This window comes from Clostridium sp. (assembly GCF_017888565.1).
Taxonomy (GTDB): domain Bacteria; phylum Bacillota; class Clostridia; order Clostridiales; family Clostridiaceae; genus Clostridium.
Map to the genome: position 1 here is coordinate 32,982 of NZ_JAGHFX010000028.1, position 12,224 is coordinate 45,205.

Consider the following 12,224-nt stretch of genomic DNA (forward strand, 5'->3'; position numbering starts at 1 on the left):
AAATTAAATCACACCTTCTTTTTTACATTTCTATAGAAACAGCATGAGCAACACAAGGGATGCTTTCCTTTTGTTGAAAGGAGATTGGAGACATTAGAGCACCTGTTGCAACAACTAGTATCTTTTTTAATTCTCCTTTACGCATGCGATTAAGTAAATGTCCATAAGTTACAGTAGCAGAACAACCACATCCACTTCCACCTGCAAAACTAGGTTGTTCTTTTGTATATATTAAAAGTCCACAGTCTGTAAATATATCTATTGGCATATCTATATTATGTTTTTCAAATAAAGCATTAGCAATTTCATGCCCAACTTTTCCTAAATCACCAGTGGCAATAAGATCATAATGTGAAGCATCAATATTTAAATCTCTAAAGTGAGCTTCAATAGTATCTACAGCTGCTGGAGCCATAGCTGCGCCAACATTGTATGGGTCCGAAATACCCATATCAACAACTCTTCCTATAGTAGCAGAAGTTACTTTTGGACCATTTCCTTTTTGTGCAAGTACTGCTGCACCAGCACCAGTTACTGTCCATTGAGCAGTAGGTGGTCTTTGCACGCCGTATTCTGTAGGATATCTAAATTGTTTTTCAGCAGCAGCATTATGACTACTTGCAGCTGTCACAACATATTTTGCAGCTTTGCTATCTAGAAGTTGAGCTGCTAATGCTAAACCTTCCATAGAGCTAGAGCAAGCACCAAAGATTCCTAAATAGGGGATTCCTAACGTTCTTGCAGTAAAGCTACTAGAAATAATTTGATTCATTAAGTCTCCACTAAAGAAGAAATTGATATCTTCTTTTTGTAAATTTGCTTTTTGTATTGCTCTTTGACAAGCATGTTCTAGAAGAGCTTTTTCTGCTTTTTCATAGCTATCTTGACCAAGCCATAAATCCTCAGTAAGTATATCGAAATCATCAGCTAAAGCACCATTGGCTTCGAATGGGCCACCAACGGCTGCAGAAGCCAATATAGTAGGTTTAGAATCAAAAATCCAAGATTGATGCCCTTTAAGCATTTACATCGCCCCCAACCATATTATTATCATTTTTATCGTTGCAACTATAAAAGCAGAGAAAACTCCATAAACAACAATTGCACCTGCAAGACTAAACATATTACCAGCTACTCCAAGAACAAAACCTTCACTTTTATGTTCAATTGAAGCAGATGCTATAGAGTTAGCAAATCCTGTAATTGGAACAGCAGTTCCACATCCAGCCCATTGGCTAAGATGATCATAAATACCAAGACCGGTAAACAGAGCTGCAAAAAAGATTAAAGCTATATATGTAGGAGCCATTGAGGTTTTTTCATCGAAACTAAAATAGTTCATAAATATCCATTGAAACCCTTGACCAATTGTGCATATTGCTCCACCTACAAGGAATGCTCTAGCACAGTTTTTTAGAATAGGTCTTTTAGGTTCTATACTTTTTACCAATGCATCATATTGCTGCTGAGATGTAGTCATTTTTTTCTTTTTCATATTTGACATATATTTCACCTTCTAACGTAATAAATATGGTTCTAATTTTGCTAGAATTTGTTCTAACTTTTTTGCATCTTTTAAATACATATTTTTTGCATCTTTATTGTCAGTATCTAAATAAAATGACATAAGATCTGATTGACTTTTTTGCAGGCTTGCATAAAGCATTTCTTTAATTTCAGTTTTAGGAACTTGTATCATATCATCAAAAAGATCCACATATAAGTCTCCAGATGAATCTACTTGCCCAAGAAAAACATTTTCAAGGGAAACGCCTTTGATTTCTAGTTGGGTTGTAAGCCAGCCCTGATTTAGACCAGCGTTAGTAAGGCCTTCATTTAATATATTTCCGTCTAAAATAACTGTTTGAGGTTCTGTTTTAGGAGCTACTTTTTTTCCTAAATCATATGAAGTAACAGGCTTTTTATCAGCTTTCAAACTAACGTTTATGTCTCCATTAGTTTCCATAACAGCAAATTCTACATCAGCTAAATTAAATGCTTTTTTAGAACGAAGTTGTTGCAGAAATTCCTGACCTGTAATTCTTTCCTTAGACAAGTTATCTTCCATTATTTTTCCGTTTTTAATTAACACTCTTTCTTTACCATGGATTACGTTATAAATAGATTTACTCTTCATTGAAGTATAGTCTAAGATAAGGGGCATTAATGCCCAAACAGCTAATGGGATTAATCCAAAATAAAAATTGTCAATTAAATTTAAAGAAAGTAAAGAAATTATAATAGCTATTGAAGCATAGGAAATAAAATCAAAGGGAGTAGCTCTAGCTAAGGTTTTCTTTTTGATGTATCTTGTTATGACTAATGCTAAAAAAAATAAAATTATTGATTTAAACAATATTATTAACCAAGAACTCATATTCCACCTCACTTAGTTACCTTTATATTGGGGTTCTTCAAACTCCATAACGCCTATTCTTTTTTCTAAATCGGTTTTTATTATATTTATCTCTTTAGATGCTTCATTATAGATATTTCTAGATTTTTCATCACGTTCTTGTAGTGAATACATTTCTAAAGTAGATTCAGCTCCTTTTAATGTAGCTAGTGTTTGCTTTACCTTGGAAATAGCAGTCATATAAAAGCCTCCTTTACGTTTATTAAAATCTTTCTCATTTACTTTAACCAGTAATACTAGTTTTAATTCACTTCTCAATATAAATATTTGAGTAAATTATAAAAAGGATTATTAAGTATAGATTAGGATGAAAAGGAATATATTTCATCATAAAAAGAATATTTAAATTGAATATTAACCTTGATAATGAACAAAATAAAGTTGCGATACAAAATATAAAGGAGGAAATAATATGCCAACAGGAACTAAACTTGAAACAGCTTTAGCTAGTGCAAAAGGATTAGCAGCTGATATGAAGACATTTTCTTTAGACACAGATAATCAACAAGCAAAACAACTGTTTAATCAACTTGCAAGTACAATGGATGGTGTGGAGCAATCACTTCAATCAAGACTTGATTTTGTAAAACAACAAGAACCGCAATATAATAAATAATAAAATAATCCCATATCTAGTTCATATAGATATGGGATTATTTTTATCATATAACTTTCAAATTTTTCATGAGAGGCCAATTTTCTATTTCTTTTTAAAGTTTGATGATTATATATTTAATTAAGATAATTAGCATAAATTTATATAAAATTACAAATGTATGATATTATATAATATATAATAAAATATATTTAAAACGGAGGAATAGTTATGATAAGATTAATAGCATCAGATATGGATGGAACTTTATTAAATAATGACCATGACATAGATACTGAGACTGTAGAAGCCATCAGAAAAGCAGAAGAAGCTGGTATAATATTTGCAATATCGACAGGTAGAGAATATGACAGTGTTAAGGTTTTATTAGATAAACATAACATAAAGGCTCAATGTGTTCTTTCAAATGGAGCAGAATATAGAGATGAAGATGGAAATGTATTAGATGTAATAAATATAAAAGAAGAAAGTGCAAAGAAGATAATTGAAATATTAGATAAAAATAAAATGTCAGCTCGTATATTTACAGAGAAGGGTGTTTTTACGACATCTACAAGAGAAATGGCACTTCAAGAAATTATTTTTAGAACAATGAGTTTTAATCCGTCTTTAACAGAAGAGGAAGCAAGAGAAGTTGCTGAAAATTTAGGCTTCTTTACTTGCTTACAATTTATTGATGATTTAGATAAGTTTTTTGAAGAGGGAGTAGAAGTAAGAAAGTTTGTTGCTTTCCATAGTGATATAGAGCTTATAGATAAGATGAAAAAAGTTCTTGGAGAAATTGAGGGATTAGCTATTTCATCATCATTTAGAGATAATATAGAAATAACTGATATAAATGCTCAAAAAGGAATAATCTTAGAAAAAGTTGCTGCCAAGATGGACATAGCAAGGGAAGATGTTATGATATTAGGTGATAGCTTTAATGATTATTCAATGTTTGAAATATTTGAGGAAACTGTTGCAATGAAAAATGCTATACCAGAGGTAAAGGCTATAGCTAAATATATAACAGATAGTAATGATAATTTAGGCGTTGCTAAAGCCATCTATAATGTGATTAATAATGAAATGGATAAAATGCTTAAGGAAAAATAAAATATTAATAATATGTTTACAGAAAATAAACTCAAAGATAATTAATTGTTGATTATCTAAGAGTTTATTCTTGGTTGTAACTAAATATATTAACTTTACTATTGTATAGCTTAGATATAGTGAGATTTAGAAAATTAATTAATTATTTGTAGTAAAATTCGGAGGATAATATGCAGCTTAATATGGATGAGATAGACTCAGTAATTTTTGATATGGATGGAGTTCTATTTGATACAGAAAGAATATATTTAAATGTTTGGACAAGGGTTTGTAAAAAGTACGGTTATAAAATGACTAAGGAAATATATTGTAAAGTTATAGCAACTGGTCGTGAAAATGTTAAGAAGGTATTTAAGAAGGAATTTGGTAGTGATATTCCAATAGAAGAAATGTATAGAGAAAAAGATGAGGCTTTAGCTAAAGAAATAGAAAAGAAGATACCGTTAAAAGAAGGAGCTTATGAGTTACTTACATATTTAAGAAAAAATAATTACAAAATAGCTTTAGCTACTTCAGCAACAAGAGAGAGAATGGAAAAGCAATTAAACAAAGCAAAAATTAAGCATTTATTTGATGATTTAGTGTGTAAAGATGATGTTGAGAAAACTAAACCTAATCCGGATATATTTATAAAGGCAGCAAGCAAGCTTAATGTGAATCCTGAAAAGTGTATTGTAATAGAGGATTCACTAGCAGGAATTAAGGCTGCATATAATGGAAATATGAAGGTAGTACATATAGTTGATTTAAAAGAAGCTGATGAACAAATAAAAAAACTTTCTTATAAAAGTTTTAACAACTTAATTGAAGTAAAAGAAGTAATATTCCAATAGAATAAAGTTTTTAGACTGGATATGGGAAAAATATAGGTTTTATATTTAGATTTTGTTATATTAACATAAAAGTATACAAATTTGAGAAAAGTATAAAAGTAAAACTAATGAAGGAAGTGTTTGTATGGAAGAAAAATATGATTATATTTTTAAATGGTTAAAAAGTGCAACTAAAGAAGAAAGACACATAGATGAAATGGAGGATTTTGCAAAGAAACACCCAATATTATTTATGAAATTTCATAAGCTATTTAGACCAATAGTACATCTTGATGAAAATAATGGAGAATATATTGAAGCAAAAGAAAAACTTATAAAATTATTCTCAGAAAATGAAGAAGATTTTAAATTAGTTACAGAAGCTGTAAAAAGCAAATTCAAAGGTAAATATTTTTAAAGAATGATACGATAGTTATTAAAATTATTAATTAATTGGTAAATTTGTGTAATTATATAAAGTGTAATACAATTAAATTATAAATATTAAATTAATCGCTAAGTAAAATAAAGAAAGTATTGTATTAACTTTCTATTTAACTATTTAGGAGATGTATAATATGAATAATTCACAAAAAAATACAAGTAAAATAAGTAAGTTGTTTAGCTCAATTGATAATTTTCTAATTGAAGGAAAAGAACAAAAGTTAAAAGCAAAGTTAGGCAACAAAATAAAAAATTCTATATTTACAGATGAAATTTTAAAAAAACTTAATGAACATGATTTCACTGGGATAGCAGGTGAAGAAGAAGATATAGTTATTCTTTTTTCAACTATATTTCCTATATTTATAAAAGAAAATGGAATAGTATTTAGATTGTACAAACACAAAATTGAGGTAGATTTATCTGATGAAATGAGGGATAGATATATCTATATGTTTTCTGATGGTAGATTAACATCAGGCTTATTTAAGTGCTTTAATATTAGTGATGACGAATATGTATATGGAATAAAAAGAATAATAGATGTCATTCCACTTTTTAAAACTGCAATATTAGATACATTATTAAACTATGGAAGTATTATAAACTCCAATAATAAAATGGAGGATTTTAAATCAAAAGAATCAGTAGCTGAAAATAATTATGATGAGTTAGTATCATATTTAACAAAAGAAGAAAATAAATAAAGTAGTTGATCTGGTATTCACTAGTCAATATGATATTAGAGTGTTAGCTAATGTGGCTAAAATATGTGAGAAACAATTTTAAAATATACTGAAGATGACAAGATAAAAGATATGTCTTAAAACATAATAGATGTACAAAAACAAGAAATAAATCATTTAAATGATCTTATAGAGGAAATGAAATAGTTTTAATATAATTAGATATAGCTTTAATATATCTTATATTAGTAAATATAAGTTTATTTAACTAGAAATATACTTATAAAAACCACGGTGAATTCCCGTGGTTTTTATGTTATTTATAAACTTTTACTGACATAGTTTTAAAAATTGCATAAAGTTCAATCCCTTTGTCTATAGACATTTCAGTTAAGGACTTTTTAGTTATTAATGCCATTAATGGAATACCAATATCTAAAACTACTTTTGCGCTATTACCATCTATAATATCAGTTACAATTCCTTTATGAACATTTCTTGCACTACTTATAAATGTACCTTTACTTAAGATAATATCTTCAGGTCGAATAGAAATTCTCACATTACCTTCTAGCTCAGTACTTACTTGGATTTTTACAGAATCAATTAATGCAAAGGTCTCTTCATTTTCAGAAGTTAAAATTGCTTCATAGCTATTTTCGTAACCTTTAGCTTTTAAAAGATAAATTTCAAATTGGGATTTAGATATACGAAGGTGTTTCCCCATGCGGTGAGCGTCTAAATCGCCACGTTTTATCATTTCATATACAGTTCCTTTAGTTATCTTTAATCTTTGAGCAATCTCATCTGGTGTATATAAGATATCTTCATTCATTTCATTCACCTTTTCGTTAAATTATTATAAAAATAATTTAACATATTATTTAAAATATAACAATTAATAAATGTTGCACTGAATTTAAGAACTATCTTCTTGAATATTATTATATTTTTTTAGATATCTGTTAATTATAAGTTTAAAGTTTATATTTTAAAGCAAATGAATGTAAAGTGGTTAGTACATTGACAATGTAAAATGTTTACAATATAATTATAATTGTTCAGTTTTGTCTGGTTTAGTTATGTTTTATTAGATTTTATTTAGCTTAAAATAGCTTTACTTTTATAAATTAATAAATATTGTAAATTAGGAGTGTGTAAAATGAAAAAGAAAATAGCATTGGTTTTAAGTATATTGTCATTAGCTTTATCTTTATTTGGATGTAATAAAGATAAAGTGTCAGATAATACAAACAACTCACAAGAAAAAGAATCAACTATTACTATTGCAGCAGCTGCAAGTTTGAAAAACTGTATGGAAGATAAGTTAATTCCTATGTTTAATGAAAAGTATCCTAATATTAAGGTTCAATCAACTTATGATAGCTCGGGAAAATTACAAACTCAAATTGAAGAAGGAGCAGAAATAGATGTATTTATGTCTGCAGCAACAAAGCAAATGAATGAATTAAATAAAAAAGGCTTAATCGAAGAAAGTTCTATTGTTGAACTTCTTGAAAATAAGATTGTACTAATAGTTCCAAAAGAAAAAAATAAAGATATAAAAACTTTTGAAGATATATTAAAATCTGATAAAATTGCTATAGGAGATCCAGAAAGTGTACCAGCTGGACAATATGCAAAAGAATTATTTGAAAATCTTAAAATTTGGGATCAAGTGTCTTCAAAAGTAAGCCTTGGAACAAATGTTACAGAGGTTTTAACTTGGGTTGCTGAAGCAAGTGCTGATGCAGGAATTGTTTATTCAACAGATGCAGCTTCAAATGAAAAAGTAGAAGTAGTTTTAGAAGCACCAGAAGGAAGCGTTTCTAAAGTAATTTATCCATTAGGAATAATAAAAACTACTAAAAACAAAGAAGCAGCAAAAAGCTTTACTGAGTTTTTACAATCTGAAGAATCAATTAAAGTATTTGAGTCTTATGGATTTTCAGATAATAAATAGGAGAATATAATGGATATATCACCAATAATAATTTCTTTAAAGACTGCAACTGTATCTATGGTTTTTACGTTTTTGCTAGGACTTTTCATAGCAAGGGCTATTGTAAAGATAAAATCTGAAAAAATAAAGATGATTTTAGATGGAGTTTTAACATTACCATTAGTATTACCGCCTACAGTAATGGGATTTTTTCTTTTAATTATCTTTGGAGTAAATAGGCCAATAGGTAGGTTTTTGTTAGAATTTTTAGGTGTAAAAATAGTTTTTTCTTGGGTAGCGACTGTAATAGCTTCAGTAGTTATATCATTTCCTCTTATGTATCGATCTGCAAGAGGAGCATTCGAACAAGTTGATCCAAATTTAATAATGGCTGCAAGAACATTAGGAATGTCAGAAAGAAAAATTTTTTGGCGTATAATTATGCCACTTGCATTACCAGGAGTTGCTTCAGGTGGAATATTAGCTTTTGCAAGAGGTCTTGGAGAATTTGGAGCTACAGCAATGATAGCTGGAAATATAGCAAATAAGACCAGGACTTTGCCTTTAGCAATCTATGCAGATGTAGCAGCAGGGAATATGGCATCAGCTTTTGATTATGTTTTAATTGTCACCATAATTTCTTTTGTAGTTGTTGTTTTAACAAATTATTTTACTTTTAAAGAAAGAAAATATATAAAGTAAGGAAGAAGATAATGAGTTTATTTGTTAATATAAAGAAAAAATTAAAAGGATTTTCTCTTGATGTTTCTTTTGAAACAAATGGTGATTATCTTGGTATTTTAGGGGCTTCAGGTAGTGGAAAAAGCATGACTTTAAAATGCATTGCTGGAATTGAAACTCCAGATGAAGGAAGTATTATACTTAATGGAAAAGTACTATTTGATTCTGAAAAAAAGATTAACCTAAAACCTCAAGAAAGAAATATTGGGTACTTGTTTCAAAATTATGCTTTATTTCCTAATATGACTGTGGAAGAAAATATTGGAATAGGCTTAAAAGACTCTAAAAAGGAAAAAGAAACTAAAGTGAATGAAATTATAAGAGCTTTTCATTTGCAAGGGCTTGAAAAGAAATATCCAAGTCAACTTTCTGGAGGACAGCAGCAAAGAGTTGCCATAGCAAGGTGTATAATATACAAACCTTATATATTAATGCTTGATGAACCATTTTCTGCTTTAGATTCATACCTAAAAGAGCAGCTTCAAAGTGAGGTTTTAGAATTTTTAAAGCTATATGATGGTGAAGTTCTTATGGTTACTCACAGTAGAGATGAAGTTTATAAGTTTTGTGAAAATATTGTTATTATTGATAAGGGAAATTCAATTTTATTTGGAAATACGAAGGAGACTTTTGAAGCGCCAAAGCTAAAGGAAGTAGCAGTACTTACTGGATGCAAAAATATTTCAAAGTGTAAAGTTTTATCTCCAAATAGGATTCATGCTACAGAATGGGATATCATATTGGAAACACAAAGAATAATCCCTAGAAATATAAATTATGTTGGTATTAGAGTACATAATTTTGAACTTGTTGATAATTATAATATAAATAATAATAAAAATATTATAGAATGTGAAATAATTAAGATAGTAGAAAGTGTATTTGAATATAATATAATGTTTGTAAATAAAAGTTCTAATGAAAGAAATTATAATAATGTAATGATATATAAGATTAAAAAAGAAGAGTGGGATCATAGAAAAAAGAAATTTAATCTATACTTAAAAATACCAGAAGATTCAATTTTATTTTTAGAATAGCATATTTATTTTGAAGTTTATGATATTACTCATGTTGTAGGGGTTATAATATTGAAACCAGCTTGGATGGAATATGTTCTAGACGATAATACAGTAGATCAATTTGTTGAATACGATATTAATGTTTGAAATTTAGATAGAAGTAAAGAAAATATGACTTAGCTAAAGAAGCTATAAATAAAACAAGAGAGTTTTTCATTTCATTAGATATACTTACTACATTAATAGAAATTGCAATAAATAAAGAAAAGCTAAAGAAATGGAAAATTAAGCAGTAATAAGAAGTAAAACAATGGGTAATTTTAAACCACTTAATTCAGAAGATGTATTGAATATATATATAAAATCTTCATAAGTTGAAAATTTAATGTAAGAAAATTAAATAAAGATAGATTAATAATAAAAGAAGTGTATAAAATAAATTTATTTTATACACTTCTTTTATTATTTGCTACTTTATTTATAAATTATTCATATATTATATTAAGAATGATTTATTAGGAGAATTGAAGTGGACTTAAATAAAAATAATAAGGTGGAAAGTTTTACAGTAAAAAATAGAATAAATAATGAGAAACTATATCCCGCTTTAAGAAATACAAAAGAAGGCGGAATTTATGGATATATAGATAGTAGGGGAACGTTTGATATTGAGCCGACTTATTCAAGTGCATATGATTTTAATAGTAGTGGATTAGCTATAGTAGGATTAGGAGAAAAAGTTGGAGCAATTAATAAAAATGGCGAATTTATATTAAAGCCGATTTTTGATAGTATTAGAGAGTTTAAAGAAAATAGAGCGATTTGGGTATTTGGTGATTATATGGGAGTTATTAATGAAAAGGGGAATGTTATAACAAATAAAAGATATAACTTTATAAGTGATTATAGCGAAGGGAGAGCTGTTGTTGGATTTAGTAATAATAACGGTAGCTACAGATATGGATATATTGATTTAGAAGGATATGATATAATTCCACCAATATATTTAGAAGCTAATAGTTTTGATGAAGGAGTGGCTTTAGTTAAATTTAATGAAAATGAATATAGGTTAATCAATCCTTATGGACAAGTTGTAAATACTTATACCTATAACTATGTATCTCAATATGGAGATGGATTAATGGTATTTGGAAATTCATTTGAAGGGCCATTAGGTTATATAAATATTGATGGAGAAGTAGTTATTAAGCCAAGGTTTAGATCAGCGCAAGGATTTAGAGATGATGTAGCAGTAGTTAGTGAGTCAGATAGCTTCCAAGGGCCATATGGACTTATTGATAAAACTGGCAAATATGTATATGAACCTGATTTTAGTGATATTAAGATTTTAGGAGAAGGTAGGGTAGCTTTAGGTATTCCAATAGGAGATGGAGATTTAAAACTTAGGAGTATATATGCAATAGGAGATACAAGTGGAAATAGATTAACAGACTTTAGTTATTTAGTAGTTGGTTATTATACCAATGGATTAGCATATGCATCAGATAAAACGGATACTTTTTTTATCGATTTATCTGGAAATCGAAATGGAGATTTACCTAAAGTTAGCGGAAGTGGTGAATTATCAATAAAGAATGGATTAGTTTATGCTAATATAGATTATTCACCATACTATTTGGATAATCTCGGTAATGTAATCTATAAACCAAATGATATTATATATCTTGATAATAGTTATAGTATATCAAAGCTAAAATATAAGCCTAATATTAGCTACCTAATATATATACCTGAAGTACAAGGAATAAAAGACAAAAGCGTAGAAATTGAAATTAATAATAAATTAAAGGCTTTATCTTATTTTAATCCTGATGAAGAAACCGGAACTGAAAATAACTTAGTTATTACAGAAAATGATGTTCTTAACTATGATTATTATAGTGATTTTAATATAAAATACTTCAACAATAATTTATTAGTTTTAGAAATTAACGGTTATTATTACCCTCTAGGTGCTGCACATGGAATGCCATATAGGAAAACTCTAACTATTGATTTATCGACAGGTAAGTTTTACACATTAGGAGATTTATTTATGGGTGGATTTTACTGGGTTGGAGAATTAAATAAGATTATTAGTAATATGATACAAAATGATAAGCAATATGAATATGTATTTAAAGATCAATTTAAGGGAATAAAAGAAGATCAAGATTTTTATGTTGATAGTAGTAACTTATATATTTATTTTTCACCTTATGAAATTGGTCCATATTCATCGGGATTCATAACATTTAAAATTCCTTTTTCTGAAATTCAAGGTATGATAAATAAAAATAGTGATTTTTATAAAGCACTACAAGGTTAAGATAAGAACTAGAGTTTTGTTTTTAAGTTCAATTTAAATGGTGATTTGTATTAAATAACATAGAAGTAATTAATCGTAGAAAACAATAGAAATCCTAGTATGTTAAAACAGGCAATAC

14 protein-coding genes are annotated in these 12,224 nt (G+C 28.0%); 9 read left to right on the forward strand and 5 right to left on the reverse strand.

Annotation, left to right across the window (positions count from 1 at the left end; genetic code table 11):
* Positions 1-22: 22 nt before the first annotated feature.
* From spoVAD to J7M87_RS05045, 4 genes are read right to left on the reverse strand one after another with little or no spacing between them, the layout of a single operon-like run.
* Positions 23-1,024, reverse strand: a complete 1,002-nt coding sequence (spoVAD, locus tag J7M87_RS05030; RefSeq protein ID WP_291649287.1) for a stage V sporulation protein AD — start codon at positions 1,022-1,024, stop codon at positions 23-25.
* Entirely contained in the window at positions 1,025-1,504 is a 480-nt protein-coding gene (gene spoVAC, locus J7M87_RS05035; protein ID WP_291649289.1) for a stage V sporulation protein AC, read from the reverse strand. It abuts the gene before it with no gap.
* A 12-nt stretch (positions 1,505-1,516) separates the two neighbouring features.
* Positions 1,517-2,377 carry a DUF421 domain-containing protein gene (locus tag J7M87_RS05040; RefSeq protein ID WP_291649290.1) on the reverse strand — a complete coding sequence of 287 codons (861 nt, stop codon included), beginning with the start codon at positions 2,375-2,377 and terminating at the stop codon, positions 1,517-1,519.
* A gap of 12 nt (positions 2,378-2,389) precedes the next feature.
* On the reverse strand, positions 2,390-2,596 hold the full coding sequence (locus J7M87_RS05045; protein ID WP_291649291.1) for a DUF1657 domain-containing protein: 207 nt from the start codon (positions 2,594-2,596) through the stop codon (positions 2,390-2,392).
* Between the two features lie 232 nt (positions 2,597-2,828).
* Here J7M87_RS05045 and J7M87_RS05050 point away from each other — a divergent pair, with 232 nt between their 5' ends.
* The 5 genes from J7M87_RS05050 (at position 2,829) to J7M87_RS05070 (ending at position 6,093) form a co-directional block, all read left to right on the forward strand.
* Positions 2,829-3,032 (forward strand): DUF1657 domain-containing protein, encoded by a 204-nt coding sequence (locus J7M87_RS05050; protein WP_291649292.1) that lies wholly within the window; start codon positions 2,829-2,831, stop codon positions 3,030-3,032.
* A gap of 210 nt (positions 3,033-3,242) precedes the next feature.
* Positions 3,243-4,130 (forward strand): Cof-type HAD-IIB family hydrolase, encoded by an 888-nt coding sequence (locus J7M87_RS05055; RefSeq protein WP_291649293.1) that lies wholly within the window; start codon positions 3,243-3,245, stop codon positions 4,128-4,130.
* Between the two features lie 170 nt (positions 4,131-4,300).
* Positions 4,301-4,963 carry an HAD family phosphatase gene (locus tag J7M87_RS05060; protein WP_291649294.1) on the forward strand — a complete coding sequence of 221 codons (663 nt, stop codon included), beginning with the start codon at positions 4,301-4,303 and terminating at the stop codon, positions 4,961-4,963.
* Between the two features lie 124 nt (positions 4,964-5,087).
* Positions 5,088-5,360, forward strand: coding sequence for a hypothetical protein (locus J7M87_RS05065; RefSeq protein WP_291649295.1), 273 nt, complete (start codon positions 5,088-5,090; stop codon positions 5,358-5,360).
* A 160-nt stretch (positions 5,361-5,520) separates the two neighbouring features.
* On the forward strand, positions 5,521-6,093 hold the full coding sequence (locus J7M87_RS05070; protein ID WP_291649296.1) for a hypothetical protein: 573 nt from the start codon (positions 5,521-5,523) through the stop codon (positions 6,091-6,093).
* 295 nt (positions 6,094-6,388) lie between these two features.
* Here J7M87_RS05070 and J7M87_RS05075 read toward each other — a convergent pair whose 3' ends face one another.
* The gene (locus tag J7M87_RS05075) at positions 6,389-6,907 is read right to left on the reverse strand and encodes an excisionase family DNA-binding protein (RefSeq protein WP_291649297.1); all 519 of its coding nucleotides are present in this window, start codon (positions 6,905-6,907) and stop codon (positions 6,389-6,391) included.
* A 327-nt stretch (positions 6,908-7,234) separates the two neighbouring features.
* Here J7M87_RS05075 and modA point away from each other — a divergent pair, with 327 nt between their 5' ends.
* The 4 genes from modA to J7M87_RS05095 all read left to right on the forward strand — a co-directional run bounded on the left by modA (position 7,235) and on the right by J7M87_RS05095 (position 12,106).
* Positions 7,235-8,035, forward strand: coding sequence for a molybdate ABC transporter substrate-binding protein (gene modA / locus J7M87_RS05080; protein ID WP_291649298.1), 801 nt, complete (start codon positions 7,235-7,237; stop codon positions 8,033-8,035).
* Between the two features lie 9 nt (positions 8,036-8,044).
* Entirely contained in the window at positions 8,045-8,716 is a 672-nt protein-coding gene (gene modB / locus J7M87_RS05085; protein WP_291649299.1) for a molybdate ABC transporter permease subunit, read from the forward strand.
* 11 nt (positions 8,717-8,727) lie between these two features.
* Positions 8,728-9,795 carry an ATP-binding cassette domain-containing protein gene (locus tag J7M87_RS05090; protein WP_291649300.1) on the forward strand — a complete coding sequence of 356 codons (1,068 nt, stop codon included), beginning with the start codon at positions 8,728-8,730 and terminating at the stop codon, positions 9,793-9,795.
* Positions 9,796-10,306: 511 nt separating this feature from the next.
* On the forward strand, positions 10,307-12,106 hold the full coding sequence (locus J7M87_RS05095) for a WG repeat-containing protein (RefSeq protein WP_291649301.1): 1,800 nt from the start codon (positions 10,307-10,309) through the stop codon (positions 12,104-12,106).
* The last annotated feature ends 118 nt before the right edge of the window (positions 12,107-12,224 follow it).

Bases quoted from the DNA above. Each gene is read 5' to 3' on its own strand.
- modB (WP_291649299.1), top strand. From the start codon at position 8,045: ATGGATATATCACCAATAATAATTTCTTTAAAGACTGCAACTGTATCT.
- J7M87_RS05070 (WP_291649296.1), top strand. From the start codon at position 5,521: ATGAATAATTCACAAAAAAATACAAGTAAAATAAGTAAGTTGTTTAGC.
- J7M87_RS05040 (WP_291649290.1), bottom strand. From the start codon at position 2,377: ATGAGTTCTTGGTTAATAATATTGTTTAAATCAATAATTTTATTTTTT.
- J7M87_RS05050 (WP_291649292.1), top strand. From the start codon at position 2,829: ATGCCAACAGGAACTAAACTTGAAACAGCTTTAGCTAGTGCAAAAGGA.
- J7M87_RS05090 (WP_291649300.1), top strand. From the start codon at position 8,728: ATGAGTTTATTTGTTAATATAAAGAAAAAATTAAAAGGATTTTCTCTT.
- J7M87_RS05060 (WP_291649294.1), top strand. From the start codon at position 4,301: ATGCAGCTTAATATGGATGAGATAGACTCAGTAATTTTTGATATGGAT.
- spoVAC (WP_291649289.1), bottom strand. From the start codon at position 1,504: ATGTCAAATATGAAAAAGAAAAAAATGACTACATCTCAGCAGCAATAT.
- J7M87_RS05075 (WP_291649297.1), bottom strand. From the start codon at position 6,907: ATGAATGAAGATATCTTATATACACCAGATGAGATTGCTCAAAGATTA.
- modA (WP_291649298.1), top strand. From the start codon at position 7,235: ATGAAAAAGAAAATAGCATTGGTTTTAAGTATATTGTCATTAGCTTTA.
- spoVAD (WP_291649287.1), bottom strand. From the start codon at position 1,024: ATGCTTAAAGGGCATCAATCTTGGATTTTTGATTCTAAACCTACTATA.
- J7M87_RS05045 (WP_291649291.1), bottom strand. From the start codon at position 2,596: ATGACTGCTATTTCCAAGGTAAAGCAAACACTAGCTACATTAAAAGGA.
- J7M87_RS05065 (WP_291649295.1), top strand. From the start codon at position 5,088: ATGGAAGAAAAATATGATTATATTTTTAAATGGTTAAAAAGTGCAACT.
- J7M87_RS05055 (WP_291649293.1), top strand. From the start codon at position 3,243: ATGATAAGATTAATAGCATCAGATATGGATGGAACTTTATTAAATAAT.